The 20415-nt window shown below is 57.3% G+C and carries 13 protein-coding genes and 1 pseudogene; 9 read left to right on the top strand and 5 right to left on the bottom strand.

Annotated elements, in window-relative coordinates:
* Nucleotides 1–5 precede the first annotated feature (5 nt).
* Nucleotides 6–1538 carry a DUF1800 domain-containing protein gene (locus tag CUC55_RS18000; protein ID WP_245417781.1) on the bottom strand — a complete coding sequence of 511 codons (1533 nt, stop codon included), beginning with the start codon at nt 1536–1538 and terminating at the stop codon, nt 6–8.
* A gap of 166 nt (nt 1539–1704) precedes the next feature.
* Here CUC55_RS18000 and CUC55_RS18005 point away from each other — a divergent pair, with 166 nt between their 5' ends.
* Complete coding sequence (locus CUC55_RS18005) at nt 1705–2109, top strand: DUF2946 family protein (protein ID WP_067643782.1); 405 nt, start codon at nt 1705–1707, stop codon at nt 2107–2109.
* Nucleotides 2110–2159: 50 nt separating this feature from the next.
* A complete protein-coding gene (locus tag CUC55_RS18010; RefSeq protein WP_103088698.1) occupies nt 2160–3572 on the top strand; it encodes a PepSY-associated TM helix domain-containing protein in 1413 nt (470 codons plus the stop codon).
* A 36-nt stretch (nt 3573–3608) separates the two neighbouring features.
* Here CUC55_RS18010 and CUC55_RS18015 read toward each other — a convergent pair whose 3' ends face one another.
* A complete protein-coding gene (locus CUC55_RS18015) occupies nt 3609–4073 on the bottom strand; it encodes a GNAT family N-acetyltransferase (protein ID WP_067643787.1) in 465 nt (154 codons plus the stop codon).
* A gap of 197 nt (nt 4074–4270) precedes the next feature.
* Here CUC55_RS18015 and uvrB point away from each other — a divergent pair.
* Both uvrB and CUC55_RS18025 read left to right on the top strand, forming a co-directional pair.
* Nucleotides 4271–7334, top strand: a pseudogene (uvrB, locus tag CUC55_RS18020) (excinuclease ABC subunit UvrB).
* A 74-nt stretch (nt 7335–7408) separates the two neighbouring features.
* Nucleotides 7409–8362 (top strand): alpha/beta hydrolase, encoded by a 954-nt coding sequence (locus CUC55_RS18025; protein WP_103088699.1) that lies wholly within the window; start codon nt 7409–7411, stop codon nt 8360–8362.
* 451 nt (nt 8363–8813) lie between these two features.
* Here CUC55_RS18025 and CUC55_RS18035 read toward each other — a convergent pair whose 3' ends face one another.
* A complete protein-coding gene (locus CUC55_RS18035; protein WP_425352865.1) occupies nt 8814–9758 on the bottom strand; it encodes a ParA family protein in 945 nt (314 codons plus the stop codon).
* Between the two features lie 155 nt (nt 9759–9913).
* On the opposite strand from CUC55_RS18035, the gene CUC55_RS18040 reads away from it, so the two are divergent.
* Complete coding sequence (locus tag CUC55_RS18040; protein WP_067643799.1) at nt 9914–10381, top strand: PRC-barrel domain-containing protein; 468 nt, start codon at nt 9914–9916, stop codon at nt 10379–10381.
* Between the two features lie 226 nt (nt 10382–10607).
* On the opposite strand, the gene parC is transcribed toward CUC55_RS18040, so the two are convergent.
* On the bottom strand, nt 10608–12887 hold the full coding sequence (gene parC, locus CUC55_RS18045) for a DNA topoisomerase IV subunit A (protein WP_103088701.1): 2280 nt from the start codon (nt 12885–12887) through the stop codon (nt 10608–10610).
* A gap of 225 nt (nt 12888–13112) precedes the next feature.
* Between parC and CUC55_RS18050 the strand changes: the two genes are divergently transcribed.
* A complete protein-coding gene (locus CUC55_RS18050) occupies nt 13113–14303 on the top strand; it encodes a hypothetical protein (protein ID WP_067643805.1) in 1191 nt (396 codons plus the stop codon).
* Nucleotides 14304–14434: 131 nt separating this feature from the next.
* On the opposite strand, the gene aspS is transcribed toward CUC55_RS18050, so the two are convergent.
* Nucleotides 14435–16225, bottom strand: coding sequence for an aspartate--tRNA ligase (gene aspS / locus CUC55_RS18055; RefSeq protein WP_103088790.1), 1791 nt, complete (start codon nt 16223–16225; stop codon nt 14435–14437).
* A gap of 301 nt (nt 16226–16526) precedes the next feature.
* On the opposite strand from aspS, the gene rnd reads away from it, so the two are divergent.
* The 3 genes from rnd (at nt 16527) to CUC55_RS18070 (ending at nt 20392) form a co-directional block, all read left to right on the top strand.
* Nucleotides 16527–17693: a ribonuclease D gene (gene rnd, locus CUC55_RS18060; RefSeq protein ID WP_103088702.1), complete on the top strand. Its 1167-nt coding sequence runs from the start codon at nt 16527–16529 to the stop codon at nt 17691–17693.
* Between the two features lie 203 nt (nt 17694–17896).
* Nucleotides 17897–18922 carry an adenylate/guanylate cyclase domain-containing protein gene (locus CUC55_RS18065; protein WP_103088791.1) on the top strand — a complete coding sequence of 342 codons (1026 nt, stop codon included), beginning with the start codon at nt 17897–17899 and terminating at the stop codon, nt 18920–18922.
* Nucleotides 18923–19030: 108 nt separating this feature from the next.
* On the top strand, nt 19031–20392 hold the full coding sequence (locus tag CUC55_RS18070) for an esterase-like activity of phytase family protein (RefSeq protein ID WP_103088703.1): 1362 nt from the start codon (nt 19031–19033) through the stop codon (nt 20390–20392).
* Nucleotides 20393–20415: the final 23 nt, after the last annotated feature.

Genomic DNA, 20415 nt, shown 5'->3' on the forward strand with positions numbered 1-20415 from the left:
GGTTCCTATCTCCTGTTGAATTCAGGCGACGAAAGCGCCAGCGTCATACCGCTGATGCGGCTCGGGGCTTGGCTTACGACGCGAATGGTGTCGTCCCGTGCCAAATCGGCCATGGCGGTTTCCAGAAGCCTTTTAGGCTCTGTGTCACCACCCAGTGAACTGGATGCCTTGCGCGCCCATAAAATGCGCTCGCTCATTTGGCTCGGGGAAAGCCACGATGCGACACCTTCTTCAAATCCGGCAGGACTTGGTGGTTGCCATACCGGTTGCCCCATGCGTCGCAAGGACGCAAGGGTCAGGGTGCGCGCCAGATTTTGCTTGGGCTTCGGCTTTTGCATTGTTGCATCCGGCTTCATATCTGCCATCGGCTTTTCCATTTTCATCTCGTTGCCCGGTGCTGCCGCAGCATTGTCTTTCGGTGCCATTTCTCCCACCATGGGGAAAGGCGCGACATCATAGTCACCATCTGGAGACATTCTGCTCTTCCAGTTTTTCTGGTTGATCCCAAATGCGCGCAGACCTGATACGACATAGTCGAACGGCAGCTTCATCTTACGCCCCGGTTCAGTCCAGGCGCGGGGATGATTGAGCATAGCGGCGTAGACCTTAACCAGATGTCCGTTGCTGGCTTTCCACTCATTCGTCATCGCCGTCACCAGCTCCGGTGGCGCTTCATCGGAAATGAAATGCGCTGCCAGTTTGCGACAGACATGGGTGGCGGTTTCAGGCCGCATGGCGAGATCGTCCAGCAAACTCAGACAATCATCCGCCGTGCGTTTGTCCCCACCATAGGAAACGCCAAGAACCTTTATCTCTCCGGGCTCAGCCATACGCGGGCGAAACAACATCTCGTAGCGCTCGTCCACGGTCATCCCGGTCAAGACCAGCGCGGCGGAGCGCACATCGGTCTGCGTATAACCGCTGCCAGCTCCCATGGTATGGAGTTCCAGCAATTCGCGGCCGAGATTTTCGTTCAGCCCCGCTTTGCGGTTTTCCGCGGCCCGGGATTCTGGCCCGGCAGATCGGTTCTGGTCCAGATAGATCAACATGGCTGGGTGCAGAACCGCGGCCTGCAAAAGGTCACGAAACGGTCCGGCCAGATGCGGACGGATTGCCTCGACCTCATAAAGGGGTGTGATGGCGCGCATGGGAACTGTCTTGCGCGCATTGACGGAAAAATGGTCGCCCCAGAACGAAGCCAGCCTTTCGTGAAAACCGTAAGGTGAGAAGACCGCCTGCATCACCCGCGCCATGCTGTCGCGTTGAAAACTCTGTTCGGCTTTGCGCTGCAAAACCATACGCGCAGCGCGGTCGGGCCGATCACCNTTTTGAGCGGGGCGGATAGCGATGAGCCCGTCAGCAAGATCATCAGACCGCTGCCTCCCCTCCACCGCCCCGCCGATTGGGAAGAACGGCTCTTTCAATGGCGCGTCGGCGAGCTGCACCAGCAGCTCATCCGCATTCCGGTTCATCACCTGGCCGGGCGAAAGCCCATAGCCATAGCGGATCGCCGCCATCGTTGGAGAAAAAGGAACCATTTCCAGCACTCCTGCCAAGATTGACAGACACGACAATCCCCGCCAATTCCGGCNAAAAAGTCGCCAAACCGTGGCCTTTTCCCGACATGGACAATTTGTAATTCAACGATGGCAGCCACACCGTGCCGCAGTGACAATGAGAAAATTCTGTGGCACAGGACCAATTATGAGGTTTATTCGCAAAATCATGCAGGATCGCAGTTCGGCTGGCGCTATCGCCACGCTGGCGCTTCTGTTGTTTTTGCTTCAAGGCCTCACCAATGGCGTTGCCAACGGCAACATGGCAGCGATGGCGCTGGCATCGGATGGCGTCATCTGTTCCACCCACATGCCGGATGGAGCGACCGGTAAACAGGACCCCGCCGGCAAGCTTGCCAACAATTGCTGTGGTACGCTTTGTCGTCTGGCTGCAAACGCCGCTGTTGCGGTTGTTGAGGCGCCAGTTGAACTCGTCGCGCCAATTGTCCCGAAGGCCGAAATCGGCTTCATCGCGGCCTATGCGAAACCCGCGCCACCGCCTCCAAACCACGAATCGCAACCCCGCGGCCCTCCTCTCCGCTCGCATTCCTGAGATAATCGATCCGGCCTGCCGGAACCCTCATCGTCTTGCGGAGACAATTCATGTCCGTCACCTCGTCTTTCGAGGAGGAGCGCCAAGCTGTGCAATCCTCCTCCGTCAATCTTTACCGCGCCGTCTGGCGCTGGCATTTTTATGCCGGTCTTCTCGTCCTGCCGTTTCTGATAACGCTGGCCATCACCGGCGGGCTTTACCTCTTCAAGACCGAACTGGATGCCCTTATCCATGCCGATCTGAAGCAGGTGGAAATCGGCCAGCAGCACGTGGCTGCATCGCAGATGCTGGCTGCAGCCCTTGCCGCCCATCCCGGCACTGCCGTCAAATTCACCGATCCGCCAACACAAACGTCATCGGCAGAAATCACCGTCAACACGCCGGATGGTAAACTTGCGGTCTATGTGAACCCTTATTCCGGCACGGTCCTCCGCTCGCTGCCGGATCGCGGCACCGTCATGTGGACAATCCGCTATCTCCACAGCCTGAAGTATTTCGGCACCTATGCGCGATATGCCATCGAAATAGCCGGTGGCTGGTCCATCCTGCTGGTCGCAACCGGTATCTATCTCTGGTGGCCGCGCAACCAGACCGGCGGTGTCGTCAGCGTTCGCGGCACGCCTNAAAAACGCGTCTTTTGGCGCGATACCCATGCCGTCACCGGCATCTTCGTTGGCTTCTTCATCGTCTTTCTTGCCATCACNGGCATGCCCTGGTCCGGTGTCTGGGGCGCCAAGGTCAATGAATGGGCCAACGGCAGCAACTTCGGATATCCGGCAGGCGTGCGTGTAGACGTTCCCATGTCCGGCAATCACCTCAACGATGTCGCGAAGACCTCATGGTCACTGGAACAGGCACAGATTCCGCAATCCAGCACCCACGATCACGACCAGCATATGGAGACCGCCGTTGCACCCCTCCCCATGGACAGCAACCCCACCATGCAGCCGATCGGTATCGACAAGGCTATCGCCCGCTTCAACGAACTCGGGCTGAACCCAGGTTACGCGGTGGCATTGCCGAGCACGCCAACAGGCGTTTACAGCGGCTCCGTCTACCCTAACGACCTATCGAAACAACGCGTCATCCACCTCGATCAGTATAGTGGCGAACCACTGATCGATATGGGCTATGCCGATTATGGTCCGCTCGGCAAAGGTCTGGAATGGGGCATCAACGTGCATATGGGCCAGGAATTCGGCTTAGCGAACCAGATCGTGCTGGCAATCGTCTGCCTCGCCATCATCCTGCTTGCCGTCTCTGCGGGCATCATGTGGTGGAAACGCCGTCCCAAAGGCTCACTTGGCGTTCCTCCCATGCCGCACGACCGCACAGTCTTCCGCGGTCTTCTCCTATTGCTCATCATCGGCGGCGTCATCTTCCCGCTCGTGGGCGTCAGTCTTATAGTGATGCTGGCGTTGGACTGGCTTTACCTGAAGCTCAGACCAGCACGTCTCGCGTGATGCAAAAGCGGTCCGGGTATCATTCGGATCGCTCACCTAAGCACTCACCTCAAACATCTTGCATACCAAACCCTCCGGTGTGCGATATGTCCTGAAACCCATCGCCTCGTAATAGGCCTGCCCGAGCGCATTATCCGCCCCGATGCTGGCATCGATCTTCGCCAGCCCAAAGGTCTTTGCCGCATCCAGCGTCGCGCGAAACAAGCCGGAGCCAACGCCTTTGCGCGCCGCATGCGGGCTGACATGGGTGCCGATAATGCCCCAGCCCTCCGCCACGCCGTAGGGATTGCCAGTCCGCGCATAACGCAGCGATTGAAAGCCCATAATACGCCCATCATCATCGACGGCCACGAAGCAGCCGATGCGATCCGTCTCGTCGATGTAGCTGGCCATCACCTGCCTGATATCGCCCGGAGCCTTTCGCAGCCCCGCCGCGAATATCTCGTCGTGAACGGTCTTCATGCCTTCCGCATCGGAGGGCGTCGCGGGTCGAATATCCANTTTTTACCTCACCTGCAATAAAGTATGCCCCTGATTATATGGTGACATCACCGCGTAAGGGAACATCTTGAAGCTTACAGCGTATTGCTTACACAGCCAAAAAGCTGAACAGGCAGAACGTAAAATGTTTCCTGTTTGTACTCTCNTTTTCCTCCGCACCCCTTCACTTTCAATTGGACTCTCTCCATATTCCGACCATGGCAAGATCACCGNAAAAATCCCCCGACAAGACCTCCCGTTCCGATGGCTTCGCGGAAATGCCACAGGCACCGTTTGAAGGCGCGCCGCTGTCCGGCAGCGTTTCCGATTGGGTAAAGCAGTTGGAGGCAGATGCGGAAGCGTCATCGGTGGAGACCCAGCGCGAGGTCGCGTCGAAAGCAGGCAAGCACCGCAAGAAGATCGAGATCGAGGCACGCAAACAAGCCATCGAAGAGGCCGAGAAGGCCAAGAGCGGCGGCAGTGTCAACAAAAAGGCCACCGCCCAGAAAACGTCCCGTGGCGTGTCCATCGGAGCGTCCAACGATCCGAAAACCCGCGCCGCCGCCGGTCTGAACCCGGTTGCAGGCATGGATGTCAGTCTTGAGGATGCCGAAAACCTCGCCACCGGCGCGGTCACCGCGACAGTCGAGGCACTGTCCGCGCTGATCGAAAGCGGCAATCCGCTGTTCAAGGACGGCAAGATGTGGACGCCGCACCGCCCTGCCCGTCCGGCCAAATCCGAAGGCGGCATTACCATCCGCATGCAGTCGGATTTCGAACCGGCGGGCGATCAGCCCACGGCGATTGCCGATCTGGTCGAGGGCATCAATTCCGGCGAGCGCTCCCAGGTTCTGCTCGGCGTTACCGGCTCCGGCAAGACCTTTACGATGGCCAAGGTCATCGAAGCCACCCAGCGCCCCGCCGTCATTCTGGCACCCAACAAAACGCTGGCCGCGCAGCTTTATTCGGAGTTCAAGAACTTTTTCCCTGACAATGCGGTAGAATATTTCGTTTCCTATTACGATTATTACCAGCCGGAAGCCTATGTGCCGCGCTCGGATACCTTCATCGAAAAGGAATCTTCGATCAACGAGCAGATCGACCGCATGCGCCACTCTGCCACCCGCTCGCTGCTGGAGCGGGATGATTGCATCATCGTCGCCTCGGTGTCCTGCATTTATGGTATCGGCTCGGTGGAAACCTACACCGCCATGACCTTCCAGATGGCAATCGGCGACCGGCTGGATCAGCGCCAATTGCTGGCCGATCTCGTGGCCCAGCAATATNAACGCCGCGATATGGATTTCCAGCGCGGTTCCTTCCGCGTGCGCGGCGATACCATCGAAATCTTCCCCGCCCACCTGGAAGATGCCGCCTGGCGCATCTCCATGTTCGGAGACGAGATCGACTCGATCACTGAATTCGATCCGCTCACCGGCCAGAAGACCGGCGATCTGCAATCGGTCAAGATTTACGCCAACTCGCACTACGTCACCCCGCGCCCGACGCTGAACGGTGCCATCCGCTCCATCAAGGAAGAGCTGAAGGGCCGCCTTGCCGAGCTGGNAAAAGGCCGGACGCCTGCTCGAAGCCCAGCGGCTGGAACAGCGCACCCGCTACGACATCGAAATGCTGGAGGCCACAGGCTCCTGCGCGGGCATCGAGAACTATTCACGTTATCTCACCGGCCGCAGCCCCGGCGAGCCGCCGCCGACCCTGTTCGAATATATCCCTGACAACGCCCNTTTGTTCATCGATGAAAGCCACGTCTCCGTCAGCCAGATCGGCGGCATGTACCGGGGCGACTTCAGGCGCAAGGCGACGCTGGCCGAATATGGCTTCCGCCTGCCCTCCTGCATGGATAACCGCCCGCTGCGCTTCGAGGAATGGGATGCCATGCGTCCGCCGACGGTCGCCGTGTCGGCCACCCCCGGCAATTGGGAAATGGAACAGTCCGGCGGCGTTTTTGCCGAACAGGTCATCCGCCCCACAGGCCTCATCGATCCGCCGGTCGAAATCCGCTCTGCCCGCAGCCAGGTGGACGACGTGCTGGGCGAAATCCGCGAAACGGCGCAGGCCGGATACCGCACCCTCGTCACCGTCCTGACCAAGCGGATGGCCGAAGACCTAACGGAATATCTGCATGAACAGGGCGTGCGCGTGCGCTACATGCACTCGGATATCGACACGCTGGAACGCATCGAAATCATCCGCGACCTGCGCCTTGGCGCATTCGACGTGCTTGTCGGTATCAACCTGCTGCGCGAAGGTCTCGACATTCCCGAATGCGGCTTCGTCGCCATTCTCGATGCTGACAAGGAAGGCTTCCTGCGTTCCGAAACCTCGCTCATCCAGACCATCGGTCGAGCCGCCCGTAACGTCGATGGCAAGGTCATCCTCTACGCCGACAAGATCACCGGCTCGATGAAGCGCGCCATGGAAGAAACCAGCCGCCGCCGCGAAAAGCAGGTGGCCTACAACACCGAACACGGCATCACGCCCGAATCCGTCAAGGCCCGCATCTCGGATATTCTCGACAGCGTCTATGAGCGCGACCACGTCCGCGCCGATATTTCAGGCGCATCGGGCAAGGGCTTCGCCGATGGCGGCCACATGGTCGGCAACAATCTTCAGGCCCACCTCAACGCGCTGGAAAAATCCATGCGCGACGCCGCCGCCGACCTCGACTTCGAAAAAGCCGCCCGCCTGCGCGACGAAATCAAACGCCTCAAAGCCGCCGAACTCGCCGCCATGGACGACCCGATCGCGAAGGAAGAGGCGAAATCGCTGGAAGGTGGAAACAACGGCAGACCCGGCAAAAGAGGTGGCCCGAGCNGCCGCTCCAAGTCGATCTCCCCCCTTGAGGGGGAGATGGGCGGCAGCCCAGAGGGGGGTGAGCCAAACCCACAAGCCTCTAAATCCCTCTTCGCCAAACCCACCCTAGACAACATGGGCCCCGGTACCGACACCGCCAAACCCCTGTTCCGCAAAAACAGCCTCGACGAAATGACCGTCGGCCGCACCGAAAAACCGGTCAAGGGAGCGACACCGGCCAAGCCGAAGAGCGAAGATGGCAAACGCTTCTCCCCTCTTCTGGAGGGCCAGCCGGAGCGCACGGACTCCGCTTCTAGCTCTCCGTCATCCTCGGGCTTGACCCGAGGATCCAGCGACGACCCCCGCCCCATCGCCCGTGGCAAGGTCGGCGTCGGCTCCTATGAGGATCCCGGTGAGCAGAAGAGGAAGGGCCGCACGAAGGGCAAGACCGGCAGGCCGGGACGGTAAGCCTCATGTTACTGTTTGAATTCATAAACGGATTTTGAAACAGCAGCGACATAACGGGAAGGTTTGAGGTGAGCATGCGCACCAAACTGTTGGCGTTTTCCATGATGGCCCTCGTTTTGGCAGCCTCCGCCCGCGTGGCGGGTAAGCTTGCAGATGCCACCTTCCACAGCAAGGCCTTGAACACCGATCTGCCCGTCAACATCTACCTCCCGGATGGCGATCCGCCGGACAATGGCTGGCCGGTCGTTTACCTCCTGCATGGCCATGATGGCGATCAGAACAGCTGGCGCGATCTCGGCAATATCGAGAAAACGCTGGATGGCATGATCGCATCAGGCACAATCCGCCCTGTTGTCGTCGTCATGCCGGGCGTGAAGAACAGTTGGTATGTAAATTCCGCCGATGTCGGCGGCCCCGGCAATTACGAGACGGCGCAGACGGGCGACCTGCGGGTGCATGTGGAAAAGACGCTGCCCGTGCGCAAGGACAGACAGGGCCGCGCCATTATCGGCCTATCCATGGGCGGCTTCGGCGCACTGCATCTGGCCTACGCCCATGAAGACCTGTACGCCGCCGTCGCCAGCCTCTCAGGCGCGATATGGCAGAACGTGCCCGCCACCGATCTCGACAAGACGCCAGAGGAACTGAAGCTCATCCAGGACAGCGCCTTCTTCCACCGCGTCGACCGCACCACCATCACCAGCGGCATCGTGCTTCCCTCCACCGGAGATCACTTCTCCGGCTCCTTCGGCACACCCTTCGACGCCAGACGCTTCAACGAACNAAACATCTTCACGACAGTCGCCCAGCACGTCGTCAAAAAACAAGACCTCCCCGCCACCTACCTCACCGTCGGCGACGATGACCGCTTCTCCCTATGGCGCGGCGCCATCGCCCTCCACGAAACCCTGCAAGCCGACAACCGCAAATCCGAACTGCGGATTACAGATGGGGACCATGTTTGGGATGTTTGGAAGGTGTCGATTATTGATGCGCTGAAGTTTGTGGATGGGGAGTGGGATCAATGAACTTTTGAGAGATCATTCAATGTTGTCACAGACCTATTACCGGCCTCTCACAGCTTTGGAATTTAGCCGTGAACCGATAAGCGATTCAACGATTTTTTGCTGCAACCTCGACACGCTATCCTGCTTCAAAATAGGAAGATCTAGAAAACGGCTAAACTGCTCAAGCTCTAGCCGTGACATTCCAATTGAAGTCAAAATCGCGAAACCCTGCTCTGTAGTGTCTGCACCCGTCAAAGCTTCCCTCAGCTTCTCCCACTCCAATACCGCTGGTCGANCCTGATCATCATTGCTTCGGCCTACATCCGCTGCTGAACCTAACGAAAGCTTGAGCTGAGTTTTTCCTGAGACCAGATCATCGATCTCCGAAGCTGTTAGAGACGCTAGAAACTTGCTTACAATCTTCAATATTGAGATTGTCTGAGTTTTTGGCGCGCGCTTCGAAGTAGCCATCCTATAATCCTACTGCTGTTACGAAATTGTCAGTTACACCCTCCAAACCATCTACGACGCTTTGGTGGCTATTGCTAGTGTAACCATTAAGCACCACAGGTATTCCGTAGACTGGGGCATCTGCNAAAAGAGAGTCGTTCCTCTTAATATACCGTGAGAATACAGGGATTGTTTTGCGGCGGAGCTGTTGAATAAAAGCTCTCTGTGCTGCGATTGGGCCACCATCATATTCTTGGATCATTGTGAACACGATCCCTACGGCNTTTGGATCAATTTTGTCTACCTGATCACCCGTGTCTAGTTCGGCGTAATCGTTGAAATCTTTCGTTAACTTCTCAACGTTTCGCATCAGATAATCAATACCTAAGGTCGAAAGTTGATCAGGTCGAGTTGGGACTAGGATATAATTACTAGCAACAATTGCAGTTTTTGTAACGATGTTAAAGTTAGGAGGGCAATCAATTAAAATGACATCATACGCTTCAAACGCTGACTCTTTTAGGCCGTCAGAAAGACGATTATGAATAGATATAAAATTAGCTTTGGCTTGAGCCAAGCTCGCCCCACCTAGCTTTACAGCTAAATCCAAATCCACATTTATAAGGCCAAGATGGGAGTAAATTAAATCTAAACTACCTTTGCCAGAAAGTTTCTCTTTTATTCTTGACGGTTTATCAATCAGGTTAGAAAGTTCTATCGGCTTTCCTTTTTCGAAGGCGTCAAACCATGATTTAATGGTCTTATTGTCCGCAAAATTTTTAAGCCAGTCCTCAGGCGTTATGAATGAAAATGTAAGGGATGCCTGCGCGTCTAGATCGATCAGAAGAACNTTTTTGCCTCTCCAAGCAAGCTCCGCACCAAGATTCGCGGTTAAGGACGTCTTACCCANCCCTCCCTTATAATTTATGATCGATACAACTTTCACAACAANCCCCTCTAAATTCATCTATTACGCAAATAAATGGTTTTCGCGTAAAAAGCGAGTCAGTANTTTAAACTCGCCTCCGATACTTTATAAGCTGATTACACCCGGAACCAAACCCACCCCAACCCGTTCTTCCCCCGGACACCGTGTCCGATACTGNAAAGGGAAGAAACATTATGAAAAACAAGGTTTTCGCACTGGCTGCTGCTGCGGTTCTGACATCTTCTGTCGCGTTTGCGCAGACAGCGACGACGGCTCCTGCTGCAGCACCGGCTGCTGGTGCTGATGCGATGCTTTCGGGTCCTGGGATTACCATGGGCACCAAGGCAAATGGCCCTTTGAAGTTCGTCAACGTGCAGAAGACTGACCTCACTGCTTCGCAGCTGGATGGCATGGACATCTACAATGCGAAGAACGAGGAAATCGGTGAAATCGAAGACGTCGTAATCGGCGATGGCAAGTCTGTAATCGGTCTGGTTGCCAGCGTCGGCGGCTTCCTCGGCATCGACAAGAGCTACGTGGTCCTCGACCCTGCCTCCGTTGCCATCAACAATGACAATGGCACATGGAAGGCCTATGTCGACACGACCAAGGAAGCGCTCGAGGCTGCTCCGAAGCTCGACTACGACAAGCTGGACGACTGATTTATGAGATAGGCGGTATTCTTCCGCCGGTCTTCAAGCCCACCGATTGTTTGGTTCGCTCCAACAGTCGGTGGGCNTTTTTGTGGGTATGGGTGGAGGGGAACTTGGCTGCACGGGCAAAGGGTATCTGGCCCGTTTTGCTCGCGGTGATGTGGTTAGATCCTCGGGTCAAGCCCGAGGATGACGTTGAAAGGCGGCTGCCGTCACGAGAGAGAGGGCTGCGCCCTTACCCACCGAACTTGCCGCTACGCGGAAAACCCTTTGGCACGGTGCGGCCTGCGGTGGCGCGGTCTGCCATCCATTCCAGCAGCTCGTCACCCACCTTGGAGAAGGAGCGCCCGGCGCTGTCTTCCCATGTCAGGCCAGTTGCCAGCGCAAAGCACTTCACGTCCGAAATGCCGCCATCCTTGTAGCGTTGCAGGCGCACACCCTTGCCGCGTGACATTTCCGGCACTTGCGAGAGCGGGAAGGTCAGCATCTTGCGGTTTTCGCCAACGACGGCGACATGGTCGCCCGTCACAGGCACGACCAGCTTCATTTCGTCGGGCATGGCAACGTTCATGATCTGCTTGCCCTTACGGGTATTGGCCACCATTTCCGTTTCCGCCACCACGAAGCCGTTTCCGCCGGTGGAGACGAGCAGCAGCTTGCGTGAGGGATCATGGACGAAGGCGGTCAGAATGTCCTGATCGTTCTCCATATCCACCATGATGCGCACCGGCTCTCCATGACCGCGCCCGCCGGGCAGCTTGTCCGCGCCCAGCGTGTAAGCCTTGCCGCCCGTCGTCACCAGCAGCAGCTTGTCCGTGGTCTGGGCAAGGAAAGCCAGTTTCGGGCCATCGCCTTCCTTGAAGGTCAGCGCCGATGTATCTGTCATGTGGCCCTTCAACGCCCTGATCCAGCCCTTCTGGGAAATCACGATCGTGACGGGTTCNTTTTCGATCATCGACTGCTGGATGGCATCCATATCGGCGGTGGGCGCCATGGCAAACATGGTGCGACGTGCGCCGAGCTTGGTCACTTTGGCGTATTTCTTTTTGACCTCTTCGATTTCCCAGGCAACCGTCTTCCACTGCTTGTCCGGAGATGCCAGCAGCGACTCGATCTCGGCCTTCTCGCTGCTCAAGCCTTCGAATTCCGTGCGGATTTCGAATTCTTCCAGCTTGCGCAAAGAGCGCAGGCGCATGTTGAGAATGGCTTCGGCCTGAATGTCGGTAAGGTTGAAACGGGCCACCATGACCGGCTTCGGCTCGTCTTCCTCGCGGATGATGGCGATGATCTCATCGATATTGAGATAGGCGATGAGGAAGCCGCCCAGAATTTCAAGACGACGGTCGATGGCGGCCAGACGGAAGCGCGAGCGGCGCAGCAGCACGTCGCGGCGGTGGTCCAGCCACTCTTTCAGCACCTCGTTCAGCGCCATGACCTTGGGCACACGGCCCATGGACAGAACGTTCATGTTCAGTGGAATGCGGTTTTCCAGATCGGACAGGCGGAACAGCGATTCCATCAGCAGCGTGGCATCCACGGTGCGGTTCTTCGGCACCAGCACAACGCGCACGTCTTCTGCGGATTCGTCGCGCACATCTTCCAGCAGCGGCAGGCGGCGCGCCAGCAAAAGCTCGGCAATCTTTTCGATCAGGCGTGATTTCTGAACCTGATAGGGAATTTCGGTGATGACGATCTGGTAGCCGCCGCGGCCAAGGTCTTCGATCTCCCACTTCGCCCGCACGCGGAAACCACCGCGACCGGTCTTGTAAGCGTCGAGCATGCTTTCGCGGCTCTCGATGATGATGCCGCCCGTGGGCAGATCCGGGCCTTCGATGCCGCCCTTTTCCGGGTGAGCGGGATCGAACATCAGATCCTCGACGCTCGCCTCCGGGTTCTTGATCAGCCGCAGGGCCGCATCGCATAGTTCATGGGCGTTGTGCGGCGGAATGGACGTGGCCATGCCCACGGCAATGCCGGATGAGCCGTTGGCGAGAAGGTTGGGGAACGCGCCGGGCATGACGACCGGCTCTTCATCTTCCTCGTTATAGGTCGGGCGAAAATCGACCGCGTCCTGCTCGATGCCTTCCAGCAGAAGGGCGGCAACATCCGTCATGCGTGCTTCGGTGTAACGATAGGCCGCAGCGCCATCGCCATCGATGTTACCGAAATTGCCCTGCCCGTCCACGATGGGATAGCGCTGGGAGAAATCCTGCGCAAGCCGCACCAGCGCATCATAGACCGACTGGTCGCCATGCGGGTGGAACTTACCGATGACGTCACCGACGATACGGGCGCATTTCTTGAATGCTGAATTGGGGCGAATGCCCATCTCGCTCATGGCATGAATGATGCGGCGATGGACCGGCTTCAGGCCGTCACGGACATCCGGCAGTGCACGGTGCATGATGGTCGATAGCGCATAGGCCAGATAGCGCTCTTCGAGCGCCGCCTTCAAATCGATCGGTACAATATTGTCGTCGTCTCCGCCGGACGGAGGAACAAGANTTTTTGCCATGGCGCTTGACTAGCGGAAATGCCGGTTCCGGGCAAGGAATCGGGGCTTTTCCGCTGTGGATGACACTCATCAGGGGTCTATTTTTCGTTAACCTTGTTTTTATGCCGCAATTCAGCCATGCGTTGCACCGTAGGAATGCAGTAGACCGTCGCTCTGCCTCGGATATAAATACGTGATTCCAGCTTTTAACATGACAGTTTTCGTACCTACGAGGGAAGAGATAGAATGAGACTTCAAACAACCCGGAATTTTCTGTTTGCGAGCGCCGCTGCTGTAGCCTTTGCGTCACCGGCATTCGCACTTGACGGTGCGGACGTGCTCAAGAAGATCAACGCCGCCTATCACGTTCAGGGTGCGGAAATCGCTGCGAAGTCGATTGCTGTCAACGGTTCGACCGTCACGTTCAGCGGCGTCACCTTCAATGCGACCACAGCCAAGGAACAGGTCATTCCCGTTGGCGATGTTACGCTTGATGGCGTCGAGGAAGACAATGGTGGCTACACCATCGAGAAGATGAGCTTCGACAACGTCAAATACGCTCAGGAAAACGTCGCCATCGATGTGAGCGACATCTACGTGTCCGGCATTGTCGTTCCCGCTGACGCAACCACCGGCAAGCTGGATTCGATGATGCTGTATGACGAGGCCCACAGCGGTCCCGTCTCCGTCAAGGTGGATGGCAAAGAGGCTTTCGCCCTCGAAGAGACAACCACGACGCTGACCAAGAGCTCAGATGACAGCACCATCAGCTTCGATCTGAACGCCACCGGCTTCAAGGCCGATCTCAGCGGTGTGACCGATCCGAAGACGAAGGACGCCATTGACAAGCTGAAGGTTCAGCAGCTTAGCGGCGAGATGACCATGAACGGCTCCTGGGAAATCGCGCCCGGCACCATGACCATCGATGAATACGCCCTCGACCTCAAGGACGTTGGCCGCCTCAACATGGCGTTCAGCTTCTCCGGTTACACGCTGAACTTCATCCAGTCGATGCAGGAAGCCGTCAAGGCGCAGGCCGCCAATCCAAACAAGGAACAGGCCGATCAGGCCGCGGGCCTTGCCATGCTCGGCCTCATGCAGCAACTGAGCTTTGTCAGCGCCGAAGTCAGCTTCGAAGATGCCAGCATCACCAAGCGCGCAATCGATTACGCCGCTGGCGAACAGGGCATGACAGGCGAGCAGCTGTCGCAGACCATCAAGGGCATGGTTCCGTTGATGATGGCGCAGCTGAACGTTCCAGAACTGCAGAACGCCGTTTCTGCTGCCGTGAATGCTTATATCGATAATCCAAAGAACTTCACGATCTCGGCTGCACCGGCAAAGCCTGTGCCCTTCCCAATGATCATGGGCGCGGCCATGGGTGCACCCAACACCATTCCGCAGGTCCTGGGCGTTACGGTTACTGCCAACGAATAGTCTTTGAAGATTGAACTTCAAGCCGCCCTGTGAACCCTTCGCAGGGCGGNTTTTTATTGCGCGTATGATCGCGACAAACAAAAAGGGCCAGCGTTTCCGCCAGCCCTTTTCTTAATTCTGGATAACCAGCATCAGTCCTTCTTCGGCGTCGGAACGACGCGCAGCGCCAGTTCGCGAAGCTGCGTTGGCGTAGCTGGTGCCGGAGCGTTCATCAGGAGGTCCTGCGCCTGCTGGTTCATCGGGAACAGCGTAACTTCGCGCAGGTTCTTGGTGCCGGTCAGCAACATCACCACGCGGTCCACGCCAGCGGCCATACCGCCATGCGGAGGCGCGCCGTACTGGAAGGCCCGGTAGAGGCCGCCGAAGCGATCTTCCACGTCCTGCTGGCTGAGTCCAACCTTTTCAAAGGCCTTGACCATCAGTTCAGGCGACTGGTTACGGATGGAGCCGGAAGCGATTTCGTAACCGTTGCAGACCATGTCGTACTGGTACGCCTTGATCGTCAGCGGGTCCTGATTTTCCAGCGCGTCCATTCCGCCCTGCGGCATGGAGAACGGGTTGTGGGCGAAGTCGATCTTCTTTTCTTCTTCGTTATATTCGAAGAACGGGAAGTCGACGATCCAGCACAGCTCGAAGCGGTCGCGGTCAACGAGGTTCAGCTCTTCGCCTGCACGGGTGCGGGCTTCGCCTGCGAACTTGTAGAACTTGGCAGGATCACCGGCAACGAAGAAGGACGCATCGCCTGCCTCGAGACCAAGCTGAACGCGCAGCGCTTCGGTGCGTTCTTCGCCGATGTTCTTGGCAAGCGGACCGGAACCAACAACCTTGCCATCTTCTTCTTTCCAGAAGATGTAGCCGAGGCCCGGCTGGCCCTGGCCCTGCGCCCATGCATTCATGCGGTCGCAGAACGCACGGCTACCGCCGGTCTTGGCAGGAATGGCCCATACTTCGACCTTCGGGTTGGACGCGATCATGTTCGCGAATACCTTGAAGCCGGAACCGGCGAAATGGTCTGTCACCGCCTGCATCTCGATCGGGTTACGCAGGTCCGGCTTGTCGGAACCGTAGGTACGGATCGAATCGTCATAGGCGATGCGGCGGAAGTTCTGGGTTACTGGCTTGCCTTCGGCGAACTGCTCGAACACGCCGCGAATGACCGGCTCCATGGTTTCCCAAACGTCCTCCTGCGTCACGAAGCTCATTTCGAGGTCGAGCTGGTAGAATTCACCGGGCAGACGGTCTGCACGCGGGTCTTCGTCGCGGAAGCAGGGAGCGATCTGGAAGTAGCGGTCGAAACCGGCCACCATCAGAAGCTGCTTGTACTGCTGTGGAGCCTGCGGCAGGGCGAAGAACTTGCCTTCATGGATACGGCTCGGCACGAGAAAGTCGCGCGCGCCTTCCGGCGAAGATGCCGTCAGGATCGGTGTGGAATATTCTGCNAAACCGATATCGCCCATGCGGCGGCGCATGTCGGAGATGATCTGAGTGCGCTTGACGATGTTCTTGTGCAGCGTATCGCGGCGAAGATCGAGGAAGCGGTACTTCAGGCGTACGTCTTCCGGATAGTCAGGCTCACCGAAGACCGGCAGCGGCAGTTCCTTCGAAGCGGCCAGCACTTCGATTTCCTGCGCGTAAAGCTCGATTTCGCCGGTTTCCATGGTCTTGTTGACCGTGTCTTCCGAACGCGCCTTGACGAGGCCATCGATGCGGATGACCCACTCGCCACGAACGACTTCCGCCGTCTTGAAGGCCGGGCTGTCCGGGTCTGCCACCACCTGCGTGATGCCGTAATGGTCGCGAAGGTCGATGAAGAGAACGCCGCCATGATCTCGCACACGGTGAACCCAGCCGGACAGGCGAACGGTTTCGCCGACATGCGACTTGCGGAGAGCGGCACAGGTGTGGCTGCGGTAACGATGCATTTTATGATCCTGAAGATGCAGCGGCAAATGGTCTGCCGCTCTTTCGAAAATTGGCCGGAAAAGCGCATGACTGACCCGATTTGTCAAGGTAAAGCGCATCTTCCATGCCCCTCTTTGCACCCGTGTCACCGAGAGCGCAATCACCATTCTGCATGACAAGTCGGCCAAATTTCCAGTTTGAGGCCACAGAAGGTGCGGGAAAGACCATACAAAGAACCAGGAAACGCCTCGTTCATATTGACATGCGCTTACCAAAGGGAAAGTAAGACGGATCGATTTCTGTGACTGGCTGAATGACGCAATGATTGAGACGACAACAGCACTCGCCGATGCCTGCAAGGAACTGGCGAAATCCGAATTCATTACTATTGATACGGAATTTCTTCGCGAGACGACTTTCTGGCCGGAACTCTGCCTCGTGCAGATGGCAAGTCCGACACTGGAAGTGCTGGTCGATCCGCTGGCGAAGAATATCGATCTGACGCCTCTATTCGAACTGATGGCTGATGCCAATGTCATCAAGGTGTTCCATGCGGCGCGCCAGGACATCGAAATCATCCACCATCTGGGCNGCCTCATTCCGCACCCCATTTTCGATACGCAGGTCGCCGCCATGGTGTGCGGCTTCGGCGACTCGATTTCCTACGACCAGCTCGTCCAGAAGATCAAGAATGTCCAGATCGACAAGTCTTCGCGTTTTACCGACTGGAGCCGCCGTCCGCTGACTGAAAAGCAGCTGGATTATGCGCTGGCCGATGTGACCCATCTGCGCGACGTCTACCTCGCACTGAAAGCGCAGTTGGAGCGTGAAGGCCGCTCCTCGTGGCTGAAGGAAGAGATGGATGTTCTCGAATCGGTCGAGACGTACGATATGCACCCTGATGATGCCTGGCTGCGGTTGAAATCGCGTCTTCGCAAGCCGACCGAACTCGCAATCCTCAAATTCATCGCCGCATGGCGTGAGCGTGAGGCACGGTCGCGCAATGTTCCGCGTTCGCGTGTTCTGAAAGACGACGCTATTTTTGAGATCGCCCAGCAGCAGCCGAAGGATACCGAAGCCCTGTCGCGTCTTCGTACCATACCCAAGGGCTGGGAGCGCTCAGGCTCCGGCACCGCTATCATCGAAACAGTCAATGCGGCACTGGCATTGCCGAAAGGCGAGATGCCGACGGCACCGCGCCAGAGCCATTCGCCGGAAGGTTCGGGGGCTGCCGTCGAACTCCTCAAGGTTCTGCTGAAACTGACGGCAGACAAGCATAGCGTGGCTGCAAAGGTCATCGCCAACAGTGAAGATCTCGACAGGATCGCGTCGGACGGTGAAAGCGCCGCAGTCCCTGCCCTATCCGGCTGGCGGCGTGATCNTTTCGGAGAGCCCGCATTGAAGTTGATCCGTGGCGAAGTGGCTTTGCGTTTCGCGGGCAAGAAGGTTGAAGCGCTGGAGCTTCCGCAAGTCGAAGCTCAGGACTAGCGGCTTTCGCGCCGTAACCACTGGGTGTGCTTGAGAGGACCGATGCAAGTCGGCCACATCCGGCATCCATCGGCGCTACATTACCGAAACATCACTTTTTGGCCGGGCGTTTCCACAATAAGGTCGCAACCGGCGGGAATCAGATGTCTGTCTCCAATCATGGATGGCAGCGTCCAACCGACCTGTTTGCAAAAAAGAGCCCGATGAGAAAAATTCTCGCAATGCTGGACTATGTCATGTTGTTTCTGGCGGTTGCCGGCAGCGGTGTGGCCTATGCATTTCTGGAATATGGCGGCGGCGCGCTGATTGGCGCGACCTATGCTCTGTTTGCATGCGCGCCTATTCTCGCATTCGAGCGCGGTTACATCATGCCGGGGCTTTCACGCCGTATCAGCATGCTGCCGACACCCGCCTATATCGTCGTTGGTTTGTTCATCTATGCCATCCTCGTTTTTTGTGGCTTTGGCTTCGGTGGAACGATCCTGTGGGCGACTGGCGTCCTGCCCATGGGTTGGCGCAGAGCCGTTCATGCCGAAATGCAAACGCTTGTCTTCACCCTGGGTGTCTGCGCCGTCATCGTCTTCATCATGCGCGTGCGCGAATTGCTGGGTCGCGATATTTTCATCGACCTCATTATCGGCCGCTATCGCCGCCCCGTCAGCGAAGAGCGTGTCTTCCTGTTCATCGATCTCGTGGGGTCGACATCCNTTGCCGAAACCAACGGCGATCTGCGAGCGCAGGAATATCTCGGGGAACTGTTTTCCACCTATGCCGCTCCTGTCAGGCGCCATGGTGGCGTGATCGATGATTACATCGGCGACGCGGCCATCATCACTTGGCCCTATCACGTGGCGATCCGCCGTGCCGCCTGTATCAATTGTGTCTTCGATATTCTTGCCACGATCGAAACCAGCCGCGACGAATGGCTTGCGCGTTTCGGTACCGTTCCAAAGCTGCGTTTCGCGATTCATGGCGGACCGGTCATCACCGCGGAAATCGGTGTGGATCATCACAAGATCACCTATTTCGGCGATACGGTGAACACCACCGCTCGCCTTGAATCGCTGAGCAAGATGCTGGGCTATCCCGTTCTCATCTCGTCCGATCTTGCCCACCAACTTCTACTGCCGAAGGGCGTGAGAAGCGAGTATCTGGGCGAACATGCCGTAAAGGGACGCGGGCAGACGCTGGGTGTCTGCGCACTCAGCCGCCATCCCGTCGCGGCTTGACAGAACCTGCTTTATAAGCGTCATGAAATCTTCAAAGCGGCATTATGCTGATGTCATAAAGCATGCCTATCGGTGCCTGCATCTACACGCAAACCGACAGGTATTTCCATGAAGAAGACCCTCCTAGCTTCCGCCGCAATCCTTGCTCTCGGCACCACGTGCGTCTTCGCTGCGGAGAAGGAGTTTCCCGCAAAGCTCGTGTCTCAGGCCGTGCTTCCGGCCAACACAATCATCAAGGCTCCGGACGATGCGCCAGAGCATCTGAAGACATCTGCCAAGTTCACAACGCCGGACCGCAAGCGCGCTGAAGGTTTGGGCACCGTGCCCGGCAAGGATGGCATTCGCACCACAGGTCTGTCCATGCCATTCGACGGTCAGGCCATGCAGGGCTTTTCCGGCATCAAGACAATGGAAGACGGAACTTTCTGGAGCCTGTCCGACAATGGCTTCGGATCGAAGCTGAATTCCAGCGATGCAATGCTGATGCTACACCACCTCTCGTTCGATTGGACTGCGGGCAAAGTCAAGGCGCTGGAAACGGTGTTCCTGTCGGACCCGGACAAGAAGGCACCCTTCCCCATCGTCATGGAAGGCTCGGACAAGCGTTATCTCACCGGCGCCGACTTCGACGTCGAATCCATCCAGCCGGTTGCCGATGGCTTCTGGGTCGGGGAAGAATTTGGCCCTTATATTTTGAAGTTTACCCGTGACGGCAAACTGACCGATGTCGTCGCTACCAAGGCTGGCGATATCGAAGTGAAGTCGCCTGACCATCCAACGCTTGGCCTGCCGGGCAATCCGACACAGAAAATGCCTTCGTTCAACCTGAAACGCTCCGGCGGCTTTGAAGGCATGGCGATGTCCAAGGATGGCTCCAAGCTATACGGCCTTCTGGAAGGCCCGCTTTATAATGCCGAGGGTCAGGTCGAAAAAACCGAAGACGACGCCACAGGCCTGCGCATCATCGAACTCGATGTCGCCTCCAAGTCCTGGACTGGTCGCACATGGCTTTATCCGCTGGCAGAGGGTAGCGAAGCCATCGGTGACTTCAACATGCTGGACGAGAGCACCGCTATCGTCATCGAGCGCGATAACGGTGCTGGCACGGCAGACAAGGCTTGCGCTGATCCGAAAAAGCCTGAAGCGAACTGCTTTGCCGTTCCTGCCAAGCTGAAGCGCATTTACAAGATCGAGTTCAACGATGCCAACGTCGGCAAATCGGCGCGCAAGATCGGTTATATCGACCTTATGAAGATCGCTGACCCCGACAAGAAGGCCCATCAGGGTAGCAGCAACGGCACCTACACGATGCCGTTCGTCACCATCGNAAATGTCGACCGTGTTGATGCCACGCACATCATCGTTGGCAACGACAACAACCTGCCCTTCTCGGCCGGTCGTGCGCTGGATAAGGCTGATGACAACGAGTTCGTTCTGCTTGAGGTAAAAGACTTGCTGGACGCGAAGTAAGCATTCGAGATGAAGCCTGCAAC

It is taken from the genome of Agrobacterium bohemicum (assembly GCF_002896715.1).
GTDB classification, from domain to species: Bacteria; Pseudomonadota; Alphaproteobacteria; order Rhizobiales; family Rhizobiaceae; genus Agrobacterium; species Agrobacterium bohemicum.

Excerpts from the sequence above, each read along its gene's own strand:
- CUC55_RS18005 (WP_067643782.1), top strand. The coding sequence starts at position 1,705 with ATGAGGTTTATTCGCAAAATCATGCAGGATCGCAGTTCGGCTGGCGCT.
- CUC55_RS18040 (WP_067643799.1), top strand. The coding sequence starts at position 9,914 with ATGAAAAACAAGGTTTTCGCACTGGCTGCTGCTGCGGTTCTGACATCT.
- CUC55_RS18050 (WP_067643805.1), top strand. The coding sequence starts at position 13,113 with ATGAGACTTCAAACAACCCGGAATTTTCTGTTTGCGAGCGCCGCTGCT.